General features: G+C 68.2%; 25 protein-coding genes. 21 read left to right on the top strand and 4 right to left on the bottom strand.

The features are described 5' to 3' along the window. Positions 1-17: 17 nt before the first annotated feature. The 3 genes from ABGB12_RS30475 to ABGB12_RS30465 are packed head-to-tail and all read left to right on the top strand — an operon-like array spanning position 18 to position 1,743. Positions 18-239 (top strand): hypothetical protein, encoded by a 222-nt coding sequence (locus tag ABGB12_RS30475; protein ID WP_347683177.1) that lies wholly within the window; start codon positions 18-20, stop codon positions 237-239. Next, positions 236-1,198 (top strand): ATP-grasp ribosomal peptide maturase, encoded by a 963-nt coding sequence (locus tag ABGB12_RS30470; protein WP_347683175.1) that lies wholly within the window; start codon positions 236-238, stop codon positions 1,196-1,198. The genes ABGB12_RS30475 and ABGB12_RS30470 overlap by 4 nt, the downstream gene beginning before the upstream one ends. 5 nt (positions 1,199-1,203) lie before the next feature. Next, entirely contained in the window at positions 1,204-1,743 is a 540-nt protein-coding gene (locus ABGB12_RS30465) for a GNAT family N-acetyltransferase (RefSeq protein ID WP_347683173.1), read from the top strand. 56 nt (positions 1,744-1,799) lie between these two features. Here ABGB12_RS30465 and ABGB12_RS30460 read toward each other — a convergent pair whose 3' ends face one another. Next, a complete protein-coding gene (locus tag ABGB12_RS30460; RefSeq protein WP_347683171.1) occupies positions 1,800-2,009 on the bottom strand; it encodes a hypothetical protein in 210 nt (69 codons plus the stop codon). 113 nt (positions 2,010-2,122) lie between these two features. On the opposite strand from ABGB12_RS30460, the gene ABGB12_RS30455 reads away from it, so the two are divergent. From ABGB12_RS30455 to ABGB12_RS30435, 5 genes are all read left to right on the top strand, one after another. Further along, the gene (locus tag ABGB12_RS30455) at positions 2,123-2,350 is read left to right on the top strand and encodes a hypothetical protein (protein WP_347683169.1); all 228 of its coding nucleotides are present in this window, start codon (positions 2,123-2,125) and stop codon (positions 2,348-2,350) included. Between the two features lie 179 nt (positions 2,351-2,529). Beyond that, positions 2,530-3,966: a helix-turn-helix domain-containing protein gene (locus ABGB12_RS30450; RefSeq protein WP_347683167.1), complete on the top strand. Its 1,437-nt coding sequence runs from the start codon at positions 2,530-2,532 to the stop codon at positions 3,964-3,966. 154 nt (positions 3,967-4,120) lie between these two features. Next, the gene (locus tag ABGB12_RS30445) at positions 4,121-6,094 is read left to right on the top strand and encodes a hypothetical protein (protein WP_347683165.1); all 1,974 of its coding nucleotides are present in this window, start codon (positions 4,121-4,123) and stop codon (positions 6,092-6,094) included. A gap of 72 nt (positions 6,095-6,166) precedes the next feature. After that, the gene (locus ABGB12_RS30440; protein WP_347683163.1) at positions 6,167-6,895 is read left to right on the top strand and encodes a hypothetical protein; all 729 of its coding nucleotides are present in this window, start codon (positions 6,167-6,169) and stop codon (positions 6,893-6,895) included. A 64-nt stretch (positions 6,896-6,959) separates the two neighbouring features. Then, on the top strand, positions 6,960-7,550 hold the full coding sequence (locus ABGB12_RS30435) for a TetR/AcrR family transcriptional regulator (RefSeq protein WP_347683161.1): 591 nt from the start codon (positions 6,960-6,962) through the stop codon (positions 7,548-7,550). 60 nt (positions 7,551-7,610) lie between these two features. Here ABGB12_RS30435 and ABGB12_RS30430 read toward each other — a convergent pair whose 3' ends face one another. After that, positions 7,611-7,733 carry a hypothetical protein gene (locus tag ABGB12_RS30430; protein WP_347683159.1) on the bottom strand — a complete coding sequence of 41 codons (123 nt, stop codon included), beginning with the start codon at positions 7,731-7,733 and terminating at the stop codon, positions 7,611-7,613. Positions 7,734-7,894: 161 nt separating this feature from the next. Continuing rightward, positions 7,895-8,383 carry a hypothetical protein gene (locus ABGB12_RS30425; RefSeq protein ID WP_347683157.1) on the bottom strand — a complete coding sequence of 163 codons (489 nt, stop codon included), beginning with the start codon at positions 8,381-8,383 and terminating at the stop codon, positions 7,895-7,897. Between the two features lie 224 nt (positions 8,384-8,607). Between ABGB12_RS30425 and ABGB12_RS30420 the strand changes: the two genes are divergently transcribed. From ABGB12_RS30420 to ABGB12_RS30385, 8 genes are all read left to right on the top strand, one after another. After that, positions 8,608-8,832: a hypothetical protein gene (locus tag ABGB12_RS30420; protein ID WP_347683155.1), complete on the top strand. Its 225-nt coding sequence runs from the start codon at positions 8,608-8,610 to the stop codon at positions 8,830-8,832. Further along, complete coding sequence (locus ABGB12_RS30415; protein WP_347683153.1) at positions 8,829-9,467, top strand: hypothetical protein; 639 nt, start codon at positions 8,829-8,831, stop codon at positions 9,465-9,467. Before ABGB12_RS30420 ends, ABGB12_RS30415 begins: the two co-directional genes overlap by 4 nt. Continuing rightward, a complete protein-coding gene (locus ABGB12_RS30410; RefSeq protein ID WP_347683151.1) occupies positions 9,464-9,655 on the top strand; it encodes a helix-turn-helix domain-containing protein in 192 nt (63 codons plus the stop codon). The genes ABGB12_RS30415 and ABGB12_RS30410 overlap by 4 nt, the downstream gene beginning before the upstream one ends. Positions 9,656-9,799: 144 nt before the next feature. Further along, positions 9,800-10,573, top strand: a complete 774-nt coding sequence (locus ABGB12_RS30405; protein ID WP_347683149.1) for an N-acetylmuramoyl-L-alanine amidase — start codon at positions 9,800-9,802, stop codon at positions 10,571-10,573. Between the two features lie 22 nt (positions 10,574-10,595). Then, positions 10,596-11,018, top strand: a complete 423-nt coding sequence (locus ABGB12_RS30400) for a hypothetical protein (RefSeq protein ID WP_347683147.1) — start codon at positions 10,596-10,598, stop codon at positions 11,016-11,018. A 57-nt stretch (positions 11,019-11,075) separates the two neighbouring features. After that, positions 11,076-11,648: a hypothetical protein gene (locus ABGB12_RS30395; RefSeq protein WP_347683145.1), complete on the top strand. Its 573-nt coding sequence runs from the start codon at positions 11,076-11,078 to the stop codon at positions 11,646-11,648. Positions 11,649-11,954: 306 nt separating this feature from the next. Further along, positions 11,955-12,242 (top strand): hypothetical protein, encoded by a 288-nt coding sequence (locus ABGB12_RS30390; RefSeq protein WP_347683143.1) that lies wholly within the window; start codon positions 11,955-11,957, stop codon positions 12,240-12,242. A 188-nt stretch (positions 12,243-12,430) separates the two neighbouring features. Next, a complete protein-coding gene (locus tag ABGB12_RS30385; RefSeq protein WP_347683141.1) occupies positions 12,431-12,637 on the top strand; it encodes a hypothetical protein in 207 nt (68 codons plus the stop codon). 245 nt (positions 12,638-12,882) lie between these two features. Here the strand turns inward: ABGB12_RS30385 and ABGB12_RS30380 are convergent, their stop codons facing one another. Next, positions 12,883-13,242, bottom strand: a complete 360-nt coding sequence (locus ABGB12_RS30380; RefSeq protein WP_347683139.1) for a hypothetical protein — start codon at positions 13,240-13,242, stop codon at positions 12,883-12,885. Positions 13,243-13,502: 260 nt separating this feature from the next. On the opposite strand from ABGB12_RS30380, the gene ABGB12_RS30375 reads away from it, so the two are divergent. The 5 genes from ABGB12_RS30375 to ABGB12_RS30355 all read left to right on the top strand — a co-directional run bounded on the left by ABGB12_RS30375 (position 13,503) and on the right by ABGB12_RS30355 (position 17,578). Continuing rightward, positions 13,503-14,156 (top strand): hypothetical protein, encoded by a 654-nt coding sequence (locus ABGB12_RS30375; RefSeq protein WP_347683137.1) that lies wholly within the window; start codon positions 13,503-13,505, stop codon positions 14,154-14,156. A 362-nt stretch (positions 14,157-14,518) separates the two neighbouring features. Then, positions 14,519-15,412 (top strand): hypothetical protein, encoded by an 894-nt coding sequence (locus tag ABGB12_RS30370; RefSeq protein ID WP_347683135.1) that lies wholly within the window; start codon positions 14,519-14,521, stop codon positions 15,410-15,412. Further along, entirely contained in the window at positions 15,409-16,209 is an 801-nt protein-coding gene (locus ABGB12_RS30365) for a hypothetical protein (protein WP_347683133.1), read from the top strand. Before ABGB12_RS30370 ends, ABGB12_RS30365 begins: the two co-directional genes overlap by 4 nt. Further along, entirely contained in the window at positions 16,209-17,342 is a 1,134-nt protein-coding gene (locus ABGB12_RS30360) for a hypothetical protein (protein WP_347683131.1), read from the top strand. The genes ABGB12_RS30365 and ABGB12_RS30360 overlap by 1 nt, the downstream gene beginning before the upstream one ends. Next, the gene (locus ABGB12_RS30355) at positions 17,339-17,578 is read left to right on the top strand and encodes a hypothetical protein (RefSeq protein WP_347683129.1); all 240 of its coding nucleotides are present in this window, start codon (positions 17,339-17,341) and stop codon (positions 17,576-17,578) included. The genes ABGB12_RS30360 and ABGB12_RS30355 overlap by 4 nt, the downstream gene beginning before the upstream one ends. The last annotated feature ends 8 nt before the right edge of the window (positions 17,579-17,586 follow it).

The following is a 17,586-nucleotide window of genomic DNA, read 5'->3' as shown; positions in this document are numbered from 1 at the left end:
CCACCAGGGAGGAACCCATGAGCAGCATCGTTTTGGACCGCCCCTACGGGCTGAGCCACCAGCAGCCCCTCGGCCCCGAGCACACCCGGCCCGCCATCCTCGACCAGGCCGTCTACGACGTCGACCTCCAGCTCACCGTCATCGGCGAGATCCCGATGGCCGACCACCCGCAGATGGCGGACAGCACCGTCACGTGGGGCACCACCGGCAACGACAACAAGTCAGACCCCGACAAGTGATGATCAGCCGTGCTTCTGTCCTGGTCGTCACGTCCGATGACGACTACGGCACCGACCTCGTCATCCAGGCCCTCGACGGCACCCCGGTCGTCCGCCTCAACCCCGGAACCGGCGTCCACGTCGACGCGGAGCTGGCAGCCGGGCAGTGGCGCGGCACAGTGGGGGACGGCCGCCGCCACGTCGACATCGACACGATCGTGTCGGTGTTCTGGCGGTGGCCGGACCCTCCGGCAGGAGACCCGTCCATCGCGGACGAGGCAGCCCGCCGCTGGGCCGCCCGCGAGGACTACCACGCCTTGTACGGGCTGCTGCGCGGACTACCCGTTCGCTGGGTCAACCACCCCGGCCGAGCGCAGGCCGCCGAAGACAAGCCCCGCCAGCTCGCCATCGCCCACCAGTGCGGGCTCGTCACCCCGGCGACCCTCATCACCACCCGCGGCGCCGCCGTCCGCCGGTGGCTCGTCGACCGCCCCCTGATCTACAAGGCGTTCAGGGCAGACGGTGCCGATGAGGACTGCATGGTCACCGCCGGCAGCCTAGACCGCTCGGCTGTACCGGATCGGCTGCTGGCCGCCCACACTGTCCAGGAGCGGGTCGACGGCGTACCCGTCCGGCTCACCGTCGTCGGGGATGAGCTGTTCGCCGTGCGGATCACCGGTACCGACCTGCTCGATTGGCGGCCCGTCCAAGGTGGTCTCGCCTACGCCCCGACCGAAGTGCCGCCACCGATCCGCCGCAGTGTCCTTACTTACATGCGGGCGTTCGATCTGTTGTACGGGGCGTTCGACTTCATCGACCCCGGAGACGGGCCGTGGGTGTTCCTCGAATGCAACCCGACCGGGCAGTGGGGATTCGTCGATCGCAGGACCAACCTGCCCATCACGGGCGCACTCGCCGGCCTCCTGAGGACACCGCTTCCGCAATGTTCTGGGAGTCTCATGCGGCGCCTGGCAAAGTGAGAAGCATGCGCTTCCTCGCTCCCGCCACGCACCTCGTCCCGTCCTATCTCGAAGCGATGAAAGAGCACGACCGGATCGACGGCAGGCCTGATGCGGACGGCCTCACCTGGTCCGATCTCGAAGGCCGTACCCTCGAGGGCTACACCGCCGACCTCGCCTCCGGGGCCTATCCGCGGCCGGGCGTTGAATACGGCGTCGCCGGCACGGAGCTGTGGTGGTGCCGACTCAGCGAGCAGGGGCAGGCGAGCTACGTCGGGCGCGCGAGCATCCGCCACCACGTGGTGCCGCTGAACCGCAGGTGGGGCGGGAACCTGTGGTGGTCGGTACGGCCGTCCCTGCGCGGCCGGGGGCTGGGCACACAGCTGCTGCAGGAGGTGCTGCCGCTGCTGGCAGGCCACGGCATCAACGAGCCGACGATCACTGTCCTGCAGGACGATGTGGCGCGGCGCCGGGCCTTGGCCAAGGCCGGTGCGGTCGAGCTCGGGACACGAGGCGGGTTCCTGGCGTATCAGCTACTACCTCAGCAGTTGCCCGTTACCACCTAGGGTCCACAACACGAGGAAGGGGAGCCTGCTTCAGGCTCCCCTTCCTCGTGTTGTGGTCAATAGATCCGCGGCGGGTGGCGCTCCACCGGTTCTCGGTACGCCGCAGCTTCGTAGTTGTCGTTCGGGTCTGCGGTGCCGACGAGGTCGGTGCGGTGCACGCAGATCCCGTAGATGTCCGACTCGCCCTGGCCATGCACGCCCGCTATGCGCCGCTTAGGGCGGTGCAGTCGGGCGAGGGCGGCGAGCGGGCCAGGTCCGTCGATCACAGAGACTCCTCAGGCGGCGCGGAAGTTCGTTCTCTCAACTTGCTTGTAGGTTCACCGTGGGACATGCTGTAGCTACAAGTAATCGAACAGGAGAAGTCATGAGAGGATCAACGATGTCACCGAGGATCGGAGTCGAAGTGCCGCCAGGAACGCCGTTCCGCCGCATCCGCATGGATGACGAGATGTGGAACGCGCTCGCTGCCGCCGTCGCCAAGGCCGACCCCGAACTCGACCGCTCGAAGGTCATCCGCCAGCTCGTCCGCTGGTACATCGGCGAGACCGACCATCTGCCCCGCCGTCCCGAACAGAAGAACGCGAGCGGCGACGAAGAGCAGAGCTAGCAAAGGGGCGCGCTGGCGCCGAGTGGATGGCCTATGGGTCTCTTCTGATCGGCGCTCCCCAAGCTCACCCGGCAGCGACTCGTCCGCACCCGTGGTCCGCATCTGCTGACTCCGGTTTAATTCCGGACGCCCTCAGTGGCCGCTCATCCTCTACTCCCCGACCTGGGGGTTTCTTTCGCATGCCCGAAAACTTTGGGCTTCCCATCGACGCCGCCCAGCTCCCCGAGTGGGCGAAAGCATACTTCTCCCCCGCACAGCTCCGCCTCGACCGCGGCCTGCTGTGGTCCCTGCTGGTCTACGAGTCCCGAACCTTGACGGACTCGGCGACCGCCGTGGCCCAGCGGTTGTTCGTTCACGCCATCGGCAAGGAGGTGAAGCAGGTGTGGCCCACCCAGCAGCGGATCGCCCACGACGTGAAGCTCAGCGAGAACACTGTCATCACCGCACTGGACCTCCTCGTTGAGCAGGGCTGGCTCCTCAAGGAGCCGAAACCCGGCGACCGCCGCAGGTGGGTCTACACGCTTGCTTGGCCGGCCGTTGACCGTGTCGCGGCTGGTACTCCGAAGACCGACCGGTGCGGTCATCCGACGGGGAAGGGTGGGACCTGCACGCGCCCGGCCGGGTGGGGGACCAAGCACCGCGGGGTGGGGATGTGCAAGCTCCATGAGCTGGAATCGCCTCAACCGTCAGGAGAGCCCGGAGAGGCACAGCCTGCTCCTTCTCCTCAACAGTTGAGGTCGTCTACTTCGGGATCGCCTCAATCGATGGAGCCGATCACCTCAACGGTTGAGGACGATTCACCTCAACCGTTGGAGCAAAAGACCTCAATGATTGAGGACAAGTACGTAAGGGAGTGCGTTACCGAGTTCGTTAGCGGGAGTGGCCAGGGTTCTCTCCCTCCTGCGGCCGAGGTGGAAGTCCATCCGCACCCGTCGCAGACGCTTGGGAGATCGGCAAGCAACAGGCAGCCCGACAAGCTCAAAGCCGCCCGCTCTCAGCGCGATGCCGTTCGTCTCACCGATGACGCTCGAGGCCGCCGCTGGCTGACCGCAACGCTCTTCCTCGACGACGACGCCGCTGACGAGGTGATCCGGATCGTCCGCAGCATCGACCCGAATATCCGCAACCTGGCCCGCTACCTCGAGGCCATGCACCGCGACGAGCAAGGCAACCCCAAGCCCGACCTCCTCGACATCGTCGAAGCCGTCCAGGTCGCCGGGCAGCCACCGGCCAACGCTGACGAGCACGAGGCAGACCCGGAGAACTTCCCGGAACCGGGAGGCTTCACCCGGCCGCCGATCTGCACCGAGCACCGCGGCGGCCCAGAAGACCCGCGCCCGACCGGCGATAGCCGCTGCCTGCTGTGCAACGACCGCCGCCGAAAAGCCGCCCAGACACCCGCCGCAGACGCCCGCTCCGGGCTCCGTGCCCGGCTCGACCAGATCAAGCAGAAGCAGCGCGAGGTCAGGCCCAGCGGCAAGCCCGTCGTCCGTATCGCCTACAGCCCACCGCCTGAACTCGACGCCCACCGCGAAGTCGTCCTCCGCCGCAAGGGACACCTCGATCTACCTCGGGTCGAGGAGCAACTCGAGCGCCGAAAACCCGCCGGTGCCTGACTCATAGGCGGCGCAGCAGCTCGGTGAGGGGCGGATCACCGCGGAATGTTGCAGGACCGCTCCTGGACAGTGCCGAGGAACGGTTGACCGCGTCGCTGCGGAGGGGGATGGTGCGATCAGTACATGAAGGTGTTTCAGGTCACGGAGGTGGCGGGTGCGCGGACGGACCCTGGCATTGCTCGTCCTCATCGCCGCGAGCATCCTGTTCTCGCCCGCGGCGTCCGCCGAACCGGCCGGGGATCCCGCGGCCTGCGACCCCGTGGACCCGGCGGCCTGCCTGCTGCCGTTCCCGAACGACTGGTACACCGTGCCGGACGCGAGCACCTCGACCGGGCTGCGGGTGGACCTCGCGCCTTCCTCGACTCCCCGAAACCGGCTCGGAAAGCACATCGACCCCGCCGAGTGGAACCGGAACGACGGCTTCTCCCCCGGCTCGATGCTGCTCGCCCACGTCCCGGGGCTGGACCTGAACGTGACGGGAGCGGCCCCCGTCACGGACATGGGACGCTCGCTCCGCGACGACGCGCCGATCGTCATCGTGGACACCGTCACCGGAGAACGCTGGCCCCACTTCGCCGAACTGGACGCCAACGCCTCCTCCCCTGACCGGCGAGCACTCATCATCCGGCCGGCGCGCAACTTCCTCGAAGGCCACCGGTACGCGGTGGCCTTGCGCGGCCTGAAGAACGCCTCCGGGGAGGCGATCGAACCCCCCGACGTGTTCCGCACGCTGCTCGGGCCGACGCTCCCCGACGACGATCCGCTGTACGCGCGGCAGCGGGAGGCCAAGGGCGTCGTCGCCGACCTGAGACGGCACGGCGTCGGCACGGACGGCCTCTACCTGGCCTGGGATTTCACCATCGCCAGTGAGCGCAACCTGTCCGAACGGATCCTGCGCATCCGCGACGACGCCTTCGGCAAGCTCGGCGGCAGAAGCCCGTCGTTCCTCGTCACCAAGGTCACCGACAATCCCGAGGGCGATCCGATCGCCCGCAGGGTGCGCGGCCAGATGACCGTCCCGAGTTACCTCGACACCTACGGCGGCCTGCCCGGATCCCGTTTCCGGTACGGCGCGGACGGGCTTCCGTCCCGGCTTCCCGGCAACGTCCAGGTCGCCGCATTCCAGTGCGAGATCCCCCGCAGCGCGCTCACCGCGCCGGGCCGCGCCTCCCTCTACGGGCACGGACTGCTGGGCAGCGAAGAGGAGGTCGGCTCCGGCGCGGTCAAGGCGTTCGCGGCCGAGCACGGCTTCGTCTTCTGCGCCACCAAGTGGGCGGGCCTGTCGAAGGACGACATCGGGAACGCCGTCGTCTCCCTGGCCGATTTCAGCAACTTCCCCTCGATGGCCGACCGGATGCAGCAGGGCATCCTCAACATGCTCTGGCTGGGCCGCGCCATGACCACCGGGCTGCCGAAGCACAAGGCCTTCCAGAACGCCGAGGGCGAGCCCGTCATCGACGTCTCGCACGGCCTCGCCTACTACGGCAACAGCCAGGGCGGGATCATGGGCGGAGCGCTCACCGCCGTCTCCACCGACATCCGGCGCGCCGTGCTGGGCGTTCCGGGGATGAACTACAGCACGCTGCTCAACCGCAGCGTCGACTTCACGCAGTACGCCACCGTGATGAACCTCGCCTATCCCGACAAGCTCGACCAGCAGCTCAACCTGGCGTTGGTCCAGATGCTCTGGGACCGGGGCGAGGCCGACGGGTACGCCCAGCACCTCACCGACGACCCGCTGCCCGGCACTCCCGCCCACCGGGTCCTGCTGCACGTGGCGTTCGGCGACCACCAGGTCTCCCCGCTCACCGCCGACATCCAGGCCCGCACCATCGGCGCACGCGTCCACCAGCCCGCCGTCGCCCCCGGGCGCCACCCCGACACCGTCCCGTACTGGGACATCCCGGCCATCGACTCCTACCCGTACACCGGCTCGGCCCTGATCGTCTGGGACAGCGGCTCGCCCTACGGTCCGCTCACCAACACCCCGCCCACCGAGGGCCGCGATCCGCACTCCGACCCGCGCAAGTCCGCCGCCGCCCGCCTCCAGGCGGCCACGTTCCTCAAGACCGGCGAGGTCGTGGACGTCTGCGACGCCTCCCCCTGCACCGCGACGCCGGGAGGCTGAGGTCCGCCCTCCCGCCCGAACCGGAACCAGGCCTGGCTAGGCTCTTCGTAGATCGCACGAAGAGGGGGCGTGATGAGTGAACTGGTGATCCCGAAGCGGTTCAACGGGCCCGCGAACAGCGGCAACGGCGGCTACTCCTGCGGGGTCTTCGCCGCCGCGGCGGGCTTTCCCGACCTGCCCCGATCCGTCGTCACGCTCCGCCTCCCCCCTCCTTTGCACACCCCGTTGACGGTCGAGCGAGGCGAGGAGGAGTCCCGCATCCTGCACGGTGACGCCGTGATCGCCACCGTCACGCCGGGCGCGGACCAGATCCCCGCCGTACCCCCCGTGCCGGTGGAGACCGCCGAGGAATGCCACGCCCGCTACCAGGGCCACACCTACCACCCCTTCCCGACGTGCTTCGTCTGCGGCCTGGGCCGCCCCGAACACGACGGCCTGGCCCTCACCCCCGGCCCCCTCCCGGGCCGCCCCCGCGAGGTCGCCTGCACCTGGCGCCCCGACCCCTCTTTGGCGGCCCCCGACGGCACCCTCGACCCCGCCTTCGTCTGGGCCGCCCTCGACTGCCCCAGCGGCTGGACCGAGGACCTCTCCGCCCGTCCGCGCGTCCTCGGCCGCATGTCCGCCCAGATCCACACCCTTCCCTCCGCCGGAGAGCGGTATGTCATCACCGCCTCCTCCACCGAACCGGAAGGCCGCAAGATCTTCAGCCATTCCTCCCTCCACACCGAGGCCGGCACCCTCCTGGCCGTGGCCTCCGCCACCTGGATCACCGTCCCCCACGGCGACACCCCGCCTGCCTGAGCATTAATATCCGCTTTGGGAAATATGCCCGGAAGGTGCCCTTTCTCTTCTTAGTGTGGGAGGCATGGACGCCACACCGGAACGCCTCATCGAAGTGGCCACCCGCCTGTTCGCCGGGCTCGGCTACGACATGACCTCCCTGGAGACCATTTCGGAGGCCGCGGGCGTCCCCTCCTCCGTGGTCCTCGAGGAGGTCGGCGACAAACGCCGGCTCTACCTGCTGGTGCTGGAGCGCATCTACGAGGCCAACCGCGTCAAGGTGCAGAAGATCATCGACGAGGTCCACTCACCCCACGAGGCCGCCCACCTCATCGCGGACTCCTACCTCGACTTCTTCCTCGAACGCCCCGAACTCATCGCCCTGTGGACCCAGCGCTGGGTCGCCGACGCCGCCGACGTCCCCGACGTCGAGGACCACTACCTGCGCCCCCTGATGACGATGGCCGCCCGCAAGATCCACGACGCGGTGCCCGAGGCCCTCGGCCCCTACCCGTTCCTGGGCATCGTCCTGTGGTCCATCAACGGCTTCCTCTGCACCGGAGTCCTGGCCCCCGAGAAGGGCATGCTCCCCGCCGAAGACCCCCACGCCCAGAAGGCCTTCCGCGGCTTCCTCCACACCGCCATCGACAGCATGCTCCACCGGCCCGCCGCCTGAACAGCCGATGGCTCAGTGGCCGGTGCCGTGGGGACGGGGACGGGCCCGCCCCCACGGTGTTCAGGGGTCGATGCGTGCGATGCGGTCCAGCAGGACGTCCAGACTCAGGAGGTCGTGGTGCGTGGCGAAGACCGTGTCGACGGCGATCCGGGCCGAGACGGGGTCGCCGAGCAGGTCTCCCACCGGGGCACCGGTCCAGTAGTGGCCGTGATCGGCGGGAACGGGCGGGGCCGGGCGGTCGGGTGCGCGGAGACGGGCTCTGCACCGGGACCACCAAGAGATTCTTTTCCTAGATTTACTCATATTAGGAAAATATAGGCTTGGCGTGGGACGCGCTCAAGGGCTCAGTCACCCGAGGTGCGGGAGACGGTCATGTCCCCGCGCTCGCCGAGGAGGCGCAGGGCCAGGCCCACCAGCGCCTCCTTGCCCTCCGGGCCCGCCAGATCGTAGGCGGCCGTCACCAGGGCGCGTGCCTCCGCGTCACCGAGACGGAAGGTGTGCGGCCCGTCCCGCCGCGGAGGTGGCTCGACGGGGAGTGTCTCGGCCGGCGCCTCTTGAAGCGTCTTCTCCGCGCGGAGGGTGCTCTCCGCCCATTCCCCGGAGAGCACCCTGTCCAGAGCTCCTTCGGGGAGGTCGTAGGCGCGCTCCACCGCGGCCTTGGTGCGGGAGGCGAAGTTGACGCGGCGACCGGCTTCCAGGTCGGTGAGGATCCGGTAGCCGATGCCGTGCTCCCGGCTGAACTCGGTCAGCCGGTCAATGCCCAGGTCGCGGATCCTGCGGTCGCGCAGGGCCGCGCCCAGACGTGTCCAGCGATGTTCGGTGCTCGATGCCACGGTCGACGATTCTTTCCGGTCCGGAGGAGTAGATGAGACGCCACAGTGCCGGTATCGATCGGTAACGTCAAGTAAGCAAGCGTGTCACAGATCGGCAATCTCCCTTCGAAAGTAAGAAAGAACCTCCTCTAAGACTTGCCCGGTAAAGATCTTTTTCCTATATTGCCCGCTACGGGCTTTCACTAACCTGTCACATCCTATGGATGCTTTACCTGGAGTAGATCTTGAAGACTCAGCCGACCCATGCCGCCGCCTCCGCCGAAGGACTCCTCGAAGGGGCCCTGAGCGAGCTCAGCCGTATCCGGTCCGGGCAGAAGGGCCAGGTACTGGCCCTCGCCGCGGTGGCCGTCACCCGCGCGCTGCAGGACATCGCCTGCGCCGTCCGGGAGAACACGGCCAAGGAAGTGGTGGTCCGGATCGCCGCGGGCGGCCAGGAGAAGGGCCTGTGAACGGGCGCCAGTGCCCGGGGACGTGCAACGCCGCCCACCGCAGGAACGGCGCCGGCACGCTGATCTCCGGCGATCCGGTCTGGTGCCGCCGGTGCCAGGCGCTCATCCGCGCCAGGCTGCTCGACCTGGACGACCAGGCCGCCCTGCTGGCCGCACTGGAGGGCGGACACCGCGCGCGGTCGGGGGAACGGGTTTCGGGCTCGCGGGGCCGTCCGTCACCGGCCCCGCACGTCGACGACCTGGACGAACTCCTGCACACGCTGCTGGGCTGGGAGGACGCCTACCGGGAGCACCGGGGGCTGGCGCCGCGCCCGCGACGCGGCCGGTTCGCGCCGACCCTGGCCGGGAACATCGCCTGGCTGGCCGCGCACCTGGACGGCCTCCTCTCCTTCGACGGCGCCGCCGACTTCGGCCGGGAGGTGCTGCGGCTGCACCGGAGGCTGGTCCGGCACACCCGGGGCGGGCGGAGTTCCGGCCGGGTCCGCATGCCCTGCCCCGGCTGCGACCTGCGTTCGCTGGAACGCGACGAGGCAGGCGAGGGGATCCGCTGCCGCAACCGCAGGTGCGGACGCACCTACACGAGCGAGGAGTACGAGAGCAGGATGCGCGGGGCGGAAGGGGGCGAGGCACGGTGAAGACGAACGAGACCTTCCTGCGCGTGGACGAGGCCGCCGAACTGGCGGGAGTCTCCCCCGCGGCGATCCGCAAGTGGGTCAGCCGTGGCACCCTCTCCGCCGTCAAGATCTCGGGCCGGCTCTGGTTCCGCGAGCTGGACGTCCTGGAGGCCGAGCGACGCACTCGCCTCCGTGCCGGACGACACTAGTTTCTGAAATTTTCCTATAAACGGGTTGCAAAGATGCCTAACTAGTGTCACGATAGGCATCGAAGTTGGTGAACTGCGTCCAGGAGAGCCCCCGGGTCCACGATCCGGGGGCTTTCGCGTGGGCGGACCTCGAAGGAGCACCCGATGCCGATCAAGCTGGTACCGCGCACCGCGTGGGGAGCGCGCAGGCCCGCCACCGGGCTGACCGTGATCCGGTCCACCCGCGGAGTGAAGATCCACTACACGGGCTCCCGGGTGGATCCGAGACTCTCCACCGAGCACAGACGCTGCGTGACTCTCGTCAAGACGATCCAACGCGGCCACATGGACGGGAACGGCTGGAGCGACATCGGCTACTCGATGATCGCCTGCCCGCACGGCCATGTGTTCGTCGGCCGCGGCCCGCACCGCCTGCCCGCCGCGAACGGTCCCGGTCTCAACCACGACCACTACGCCGTCCTCGGCCTCGTCGGGAACGCCGGGCTCACCGAGCCGACCGACGCCATGCTGCACGGCCTGCGCGACGCGATCGAGTACCTGCGTAAGCACGGCGACGCAGGCAAGGAGATCAAAGGCCACCGAGACGGATACGCCACGGACTGTCCAGGAAAACGGCTGTACGACTGGGTGGGCGCCGGGGCTCCACGCCCCGGATCGGTACAGCCGGCGGCCACGCCGGAGCCGGCCCCCACGGCTCCGGCGTGGCCCGGACGCCTGCTGCGCTACCCGCCCCCGACCCGCGGCGACGACGTGCGCCGCTGGCAGAAGCGCATGCACGACCGCGGTTGGCCGGTCACCGTCGACGGCGTCTACGGCCCCGCGTCACGCGCCACCTGCCGCGCCTTCCAAACCGAACACGACCTTCCCGTGGACGGCGTCGTCGGGCACATCACCTGGCGGGCCACCTGGGAAAAGTGACCGCACACCCAAGGAGAACCCCTTGAACGATCCTCCGACCACCCTGCCCGACGTCGAGGTCCTCGTCGTCGACTTCCTCCAGGACGATCCCGCACTGACCGGCGTGACGGTCACCAACGTGGTCCCGCCGGGGTTCGACGGCACCACGCCGGCCGTCCTGGTCTCCCGGATGGGCGGCGTTTGGATCGACGACCAGCGCCTCGACACCCCCATCGTCCAGTTGGAGTGCTACGGCGCCGACAAGCAGGCCGCCAACACCATCGCCATCGCGGCCCGCGTCCGGATGCTGCACATGATCGGCCTGGCCCTGCCGGTGTCCGGCACCGCCACGGCCGTCATCGCCGACTGCGTCGAGACCGACGGCCCCCGATGGCTTCCCGACTATCTGCACTCGGCCGCAGACCGGTACGTGAGCTTCCACAAGCTCACGATCCGTCCGCTCTGACGGCCTTCCCTTCAGGGGGCACGATGCCCCGTTCCTTCTCTCCCTAGGAGATCAGTCATGGCTGGAAACAACCCGAACGAGATCCGCGTCGCCGGCACCGGCCGCGTCCTCGTCGCCCCGCTCGGCACCGCCGTCCCGACCGACACCACCACCGCGTGGGCGGCCGGCTGGAAGGACCTGGGCTTCACCGGCAACGACGGTGTGAAGTTCGCCAAGAAGGACAAGATCGAGCAGGTCGAGACCTGGCAGTCGACCAGCCCCGCGCGGCTCGTCTACTCCCAGCGCGACCTGACGGTCAAGTTCGGCCTGCTGCAGCTCAACGAGGACACCGTGCCGTTCTTCTTCGGCGGCGGCGCCGTCGAGGAGACCTCCGCCGCCGGCACCTTCTCCTACGACCTGTCCACGCAGGCTGTCGCCGACGAGCGCATGCTGGGCATCGAGTTCACCGACGGCGCCGCCGTCAAGTACCGCTTCATCGTCCCCCGCGGCCAGGTCACCGACAACGAGGACCTGACCCTCGTCAACACCGCCGCCATCAAGCTGGCCGTCACCTACACCGCCCTGGCCCCGTCCGACGGCTCCCCCTTGGCCACCTGGCTGATGACCGACCCGTCCTACGCCACGTCCTGACCCCCGACCGTCCAGGCGGCACCGCCGCCCGGACCCGCCCGCGCGGCCGTCTCCCTCGAGCCGGCCGCGCGGGCGGCACGGCGTAACGGCGGTCATCGGGAATCCCCACCCGCCGGCCCGCCACCCGTCGACCGTTTGCGGAGTGATCGCGTCGAGCATGTGCAGACGTGCCTCGGCTGATGCCTTCCGATCGCAGAGGCCGACGACCGTCCATCCGCATCGAATTCCCCTCCGAAAGCCGAGCGACCGCCTCCTCCAGGCGTCTCGCGCGGCTTTCTCCATTTCCCGAGTCATAAGGAGTCCGTCATGGCCTTCAACGTGAACGCCGCCCGCGCGCAGCGCCTCGAAGCCCTCGGCCGCGCCTGGGAGTTCGAGATCGACGGCGAGACCTTCTCGCTGCCCACCGAGCTCCCCCGCCGCGTCACCAGGCAGCTCCAGGCCCTCGACGACAACGACATCGACGGCCTCCTGCAGCTCCTCCTCGGCAACGCCCAGTACGACCGCTTCGCCGAGAAGGACCTCACCATCCAGGACGTCAACGCCATCCTCGAGGCCTACGGCCAGGAGACCGGCCTCACGGTGGGGGAAGGCTGAGCCTCGGCGCCCTCGTCGAGGAACACGCCGAAGCCCTTGAAGCGGACCTCCTCCGCCACTACGGCATCGACCTCCTCGACTGGCACCGAGGCACTCTCACCAGCCGCCGCCTCCGCGTCCTCCTCGAACACCTCCCCCGGGACAGCGCCTTCGTCCGCGCCGCCTCGGGGGAGGCCGCCGAATGGTCCGTGACCGACTACCTCCTCGCCCTGGCCGTCGACCACCTCGCCATCGGCAACTGGCTCTTCACCACCGCCCACACCGACAACGACCCTTCCGACCCCCCAGAGCCCCTCCCACGCCCCACCGCACCCGACACGACCAGCCGACCTCCTGCCGATACAGGTCGACAGGAGGCGACTCCCGCCGAACTCACCGCGTTCTTCACCGGCTGACGGCTCAACGGGCATCTCACTCAGGCGAGTCGTCCCTCGTCCTGAGACCGCTCGCGCGGCCGCATTCCCGGGCGGGTGGCACGGGCGGTGCAGCGCCGGGCCAGAAGAAATTCCGATCCCTCTGACGGCCCGGGCAACCGCCCACGAGGAGAGAAAGCCCCGTCCTCGTCCTGCTCCGCCGCGAACACGACCGCACCCGCTGACGCGGTCACGCAACGCCGGCGGTCGTGACACGAAAAAGCTCATCACCTGCCGTTGGTCACCATCCAGGCTGGAAGAAGAAGCGGTACTCCGAACCCCAGGCCAACAACTGCGAGGATCCCGGCCGTTACCAAGAACTCTGTTCTTCTACGAGTGTTCCAGACGGCGAGGACCGCCAGTACGACGGTGAGCGACCAAATAGAGAACACACCGGCCCGGAACGCCGCGTCCGGTTCGCCGCCGAACAGCCGGACCGCACCGATGGACATCGGGAGGACCACGAAGATGCCGTAGTTGATCCATGGAAGTTTCTTCTCGTCCTGGCTGCTTTCCTCGGGAAAGAATCGCATGACGGCCAGGGCCAGCAGCCCGATCCCCAGCCCGACCAACCCATCGAGATGCATCCGACCAGCATCGCGTATCCGTGCAACATGGGTCTACCGGATCGGCCGTCCGCCTTCCGCCCAGAGGAGCCACCATGCTCTTCAGCGGGAACACCGCCCGCTCCGGTAACGGCACCCCGGACCCGTTGGCTCTCATCTGCCGACCCGGTCCGGGACGGCGTTCCCCTCCCGCCGCCCCTGCGCAAAATCGCCGCACTTGCACTTGTCAACGCACGTCACGACTCACTGAGAAAAATTGGAAGTGATGTCAATTGGCCCCTGTGGACGACTTGAGAAGAAGAGTAGAAAAACTTGAAATGCAGACCATCAACTGGTCCGCGTTTCACAAGAACGAGGAGAGTACAAAAAAGCAGTTCGACCAGGTACAGAAGCAGATCGACGAATCGAACAGCTGGTTCCAGAAATGGAAGCACGAAGGCTTCTGGGGAAAGACCGAAGTCGTCACCACGATCGCATTCGGGTTTTCCGTGCTCGGCGTTGACATCAAATTGTTCCGATTTGACTGGGAACTCCGCGATCTCCGCCAGAGATTCGATGCATGGCGAAAGCCAAAAGAGCAGCCGGTCACCGTCCAGCAGTTCGACGAGCACAAGAGTGAATTCGACCAGGACAGAAGAGATCTAAAAGAGCACGCAAAAGACCTGGACGAGCACAAGAAGAGGACGAACACCCTCGGAAGGCTTCTTCGCGCAAAGATCGACCAAGTCGAGGGAAGGGTTCGCGACACAGAAGGGGAGGTACGCAGGACAAACAACAGAATAGACAGGCTCAGAAATACCAGAGAAAGCCGAATAAACACCGTCCAGAACCAGGTCCAGGAAATCAGAGGGATTGGGGCAAGTGACACAGAAGGCGACATCAGGGGACTGAGGAAGCAAGTCGAAGAACTCATCAGAGTTTTCTCTACCCTTTAGCAGAAGGGAAAGAAATGGCGCAACTACTCACAAGGACCGCTCAAGGATTGGGCCGGATCCGGACAGCGGCACAGAGCGCGAGCCGATCGTTCAACCAGTTGGGAAGCTCCGCATCCCGCGCGTCCTCGGATTTTTCCAACGTCCAGAACAGAGCCAATCAGGCAGCCACGGCCACCGGTCGGATCAAAGGACAGGCAGATAAAGCAGCCGCAAGCTTCAAAAAACTCGGGGACGAGTCCTCCAGAGCCGGGAGATCGGTTTCCGACTATGGGAGAAACGCCTCGACCGGTGGCGGGTTCTTCGATCGGCTGAGAACTGGAATCAATGGGGCGACCACCGCGCAGCGCGGGTTGAACACCGCGATGAAGGGCAGTGCGATCGGGCTGCTGCTGGCGCTGCTGGCGCCGCTCGTGACGAAGATCATCGACATGGCGATGCAGTCGGAGACGATGCGGCGGATCGTGTCGAAGGTCTTCGAGACGATCGGCAAGGTCGTGAGCACGGCGATGACCACCGCGCGGCGGGTGATCACCCAGGTGTGGGGGGCGATCGGGCCCTTCGTGAGCAGGGCGGTGCAGGGCATCCGCCAGGTCGTGACGGCGGTGTTCCAGGGGATCGCCAAGGTCATCCGGACCTACGTGAACGTCTACCGGACCGTGGTGGTGACCGTCTTCCGGGCGGTCACGACGGCGGTGCGGGCCGCGGTGAACGGGGTCCGGACGGTGATCAACAACGTCTGGGGCAAGATCAAGGGCATCATCTCGCCGGTCGTCAACTGGATCCGGAACACGATCCCCAAGGCATTCGACAAGGTCAAGGACGGCCTGGGCAAGGCCTGGGGCGGACTGTCGAAGATCGCGAGCGCCGCGTTCAGCGGGATCCGGAACGTGATCAGGGAACCGATCAACGGGATCATCGAGCTGGTCAACGGCGTGATCCGCAAGCTGAACGGGATCAAGATCAATCTTCCCGGCATCAAGTTCGGCGGACTCAACCTGCCGACCATTCCGAAACTGGCCGAGGGCGGCATCGTGATGCCCCGGTCCGGCGGGAACCTGGCGGTCATCGGCGAGGCCGGCGAGGCCGAGGCCGTCATCCCGCTGTCGCGGCTCGGGGAGTTCGTGCGCGGCGGGGCCGCGCCGAACGTGCGGGTGTACATCGGCGACACCGAGCTGCGGGACATCGTGCGGGTCGAGGTCGACCGCAACAACACCGACCTGGCCCGGGAACTCTACGTCGCGGGAGGGGTCCGATGACCACGACCATCACGGCAACACCCCAGGCGGACCTCGCGCAGGTCCTGCTGGAGGTGTCCACGGACAACGCCGCCGCCGAGGCCGTCACGGTCTACCGGTCCGGGGCGGACGGCGAGCTGCAGGTCGTCCGGACCATGCGGGGACTGGCGCTGAACGACGGCCAGGCCGTCGCCGCCGACTTCGAGGCGTGGCTGGACGAGGACAACGTCTACCTGTGCCGGGTCCTCGACGCCGACGGCGACGTCCTGGAGATCGGCGGCCAGGTCGCCGCCCGCCTCCCCTACCGGCGGACCTGGCTGCGGGACGTGTCGCACCCGTCGCTGTCCACCCAGGTGGAGATCGTCGCGCTGCCCGAGCTGAACCGCGACATCTCCGCCGGCGTGCACTACGTCGTCGGGCGGCCCGACCCGGTGACCATCGCCGACGTGCGGCGCAGGGCGACCTTCACGCTCACGCTCCTCACCTTCACCAAGCGGGAGGCCGACGACCTGCGGCGGCTCATCGGCTTCGCGCCCCACCTGCTGCTGCAGGGCGCCCCCGACGAGGGCGGCAACCTGTACTTCCTGGCGCAGGCGACCAAGGAGATGCGGGTCGGCCGCACCGCGTGGGAGACCGCGCGACGCTGGGAGCTGGCCTGCACCCAGGTCGCCGCCCCCGTCACCCCGCTGATCACCGAGGGCGTCGGCACCGGCTACGGCGACTGGCTCGGCGTGTACGACGAGTACAGCGACGTGCTGGGCGCCTACGGCTCCTATCTGCACTGGGTGCGCGACACCCTGCCGGTCGGGGGCCCCTGATGTGGCCGACGGACGCGCTGTTCGGCGAGCTGATCCGCGGCCCGCACGAGATGACCGTCCGGGTGGAGCTGTGGCGCGGCACCCAGGTGAAGCTCAGCGACAATCTGGAGATCTCGGCGGGGTCGGTGACCCTCGACCGCAACACCGACGTGTACTCCGCCGCCGAGCTCACCGTACAGCTCACCGAGAACGGCGGGCTGCTGGGCACGGACGCGATCAGCATCGCCGACCTGAACGTGTACGGGCTGGTCATCCGGCCCTACCGCGGGGTGCGGCTCCCGGACGGCTCTGCCGCCGAGGTCCCGCTGGGGCATCTGCTGGTCGAGCACTTCAAGCGCGCCGCGGTCTCCACGGCCGTCACGGTGAAGGCCGGCGGCTACCGCTCCTACCTGCGGGACGCCAAGCTGCGCGAGCCGTTCGCCGCGGGCGGCCTGGTCGCCCGTGACGTCCTGCTCACCCTGATCCAGGGCGGGCTGCCCGCGGACTTCGGAACGATCGACTACGACACCGCCGAGTGGGACGCGCTCGGCACCGGGACGCTCCCCGACGGCACCGTCTTCGAGTCCGACCGGCTCGCCGCCATCGACGAGATCGCCACGTCGTTCGGCGTGGAGGTCTTCCCCGACAGGGAGGGCGTCTGGCGGTTCCGGCGCCTGGACGAGGTCGCCGAACCCGTCTGGGACCTGGACACCGGGCCGAACGGCGTCCAACTGGAGGCCCAGGCCGGGCAGGACCGCAGCAGCGTCTGGAACGTGGTGATCGCCCGCGGCGAGGCGTCCGAGGACGCTCCCGCCGCGCAGGCCGTCGCCGAGAACTCCGACCCGAGCAGCCCGACGTATGTCGGCGGCCCGTTCGGCGAACGGGTGTGGGTCTACACCTCAGGCCTGCTCACCGACCACGCCAAGGCCCAGGCCGCCGCCGACCTGCTGCTGGCCAGGCACTCCCTGGCCGACACGGTCGTCGACTGCACCGCGGTCCCCCATCCGGGGCTCGATCCCGGTGACGCCGTCCGGGTGAGCATGCCGGACGGCGCAGTCCGCGTCTTCCAGCTCGACGCCGTCACCATCCCCCTCACCGTCGACGGCACCCTCGGCCTGGCCACCCGCCAGCGATCCATGGAGGAGGGCGTATGAGCCTCGAAAGCTGGCGAGGCCGGCGCGAGCTGACCCAGCGGCTGAGCCGCGGCCGGGAGACACAGCGCCCCGTCACCGGCACGGTGACCGCAGTCGCGGGGCCCCTCGTCACGGTCGCGCTGGGCGGAGCCCCCGTCGACCTGCCCTACCTGTCCCACTACACGCCGACCGTGGGCGACACCGTCGTCCTGCTGTGGCTCGGCACGTCCGCCGCCGTCGTCATCGGCGCCTACTGATCACAGGA

It is taken from the genome of Actinocorallia sp. B10E7, assembly GCF_039871655.1.
Taxonomy (GTDB): Bacteria; Actinomycetota; Actinomycetes; order Streptosporangiales; family Streptosporangiaceae; genus Actinocorallia.
Note: the sequence above shows the minus strand (reverse complement) of the source record. Positions and strands in the feature narration are given on the sequence as shown.

What these genes read in the sequence shown, in the direction of transcription:
- ABGB12_RS30435 (WP_347683161.1), top strand. Translation starts at nt 6,960, where the DNA reads ATGGACGCCACACCGGAACGCCTCATCGAAGTGGCCACCCGCCTGTTC.
- ABGB12_RS30440 (WP_347683163.1), top strand. Translation starts at nt 6,167, where the DNA reads ATGAGTGAACTGGTGATCCCGAAGCGGTTCAACGGGCCCGCGAACAGC.
- ABGB12_RS30380 (WP_347683139.1), bottom strand. Translation starts at nt 13,242, where the DNA reads ATGCATCTCGATGGGTTGGTCGGGCTGGGGATCGGGCTGCTGGCCCTG.
- ABGB12_RS30455 (WP_347683169.1), top strand. Translation starts at nt 2,123, where the DNA reads ATGTCACCGAGGATCGGAGTCGAAGTGCCGCCAGGAACGCCGTTCCGC.
- ABGB12_RS30355 (WP_347683129.1), top strand. Translation starts at nt 17,339, where the DNA reads ATGAGCCTCGAAAGCTGGCGAGGCCGGCGCGAGCTGACCCAGCGGCTG.
- ABGB12_RS30450 (WP_347683167.1), top strand. Translation starts at nt 2,530, where the DNA reads ATGCCCGAAAACTTTGGGCTTCCCATCGACGCCGCCCAGCTCCCCGAG.
- ABGB12_RS30405 (WP_347683149.1), top strand. Translation starts at nt 9,800, where the DNA reads ATGCCGATCAAGCTGGTACCGCGCACCGCGTGGGGAGCGCGCAGGCCC.
- ABGB12_RS30390 (WP_347683143.1), top strand. Translation starts at nt 11,955, where the DNA reads ATGGCCTTCAACGTGAACGCCGCCCGCGCGCAGCGCCTCGAAGCCCTC.
- ABGB12_RS30395 (WP_347683145.1), top strand. Translation starts at nt 11,076, where the DNA reads ATGGCTGGAAACAACCCGAACGAGATCCGCGTCGCCGGCACCGGCCGC.
- ABGB12_RS30360 (WP_347683131.1), top strand. Translation starts at nt 16,209, where the DNA reads ATGTGGCCGACGGACGCGCTGTTCGGCGAGCTGATCCGCGGCCCGCAC.
- ABGB12_RS30465 (WP_347683173.1), top strand. Translation starts at nt 1,204, where the DNA reads ATGCGCTTCCTCGCTCCCGCCACGCACCTCGTCCCGTCCTATCTCGAA.
- ABGB12_RS30475 (WP_347683177.1), top strand. Translation starts at nt 18, where the DNA reads ATGAGCAGCATCGTTTTGGACCGCCCCTACGGGCTGAGCCACCAGCAG.
- ABGB12_RS30365 (WP_347683133.1), top strand. Translation starts at nt 15,409, where the DNA reads ATGACCACGACCATCACGGCAACACCCCAGGCGGACCTCGCGCAGGTC.
- ABGB12_RS30370 (WP_347683135.1), top strand. Translation starts at nt 14,519, where the DNA reads ATGAAGGGCAGTGCGATCGGGCTGCTGCTGGCGCTGCTGGCGCCGCTC.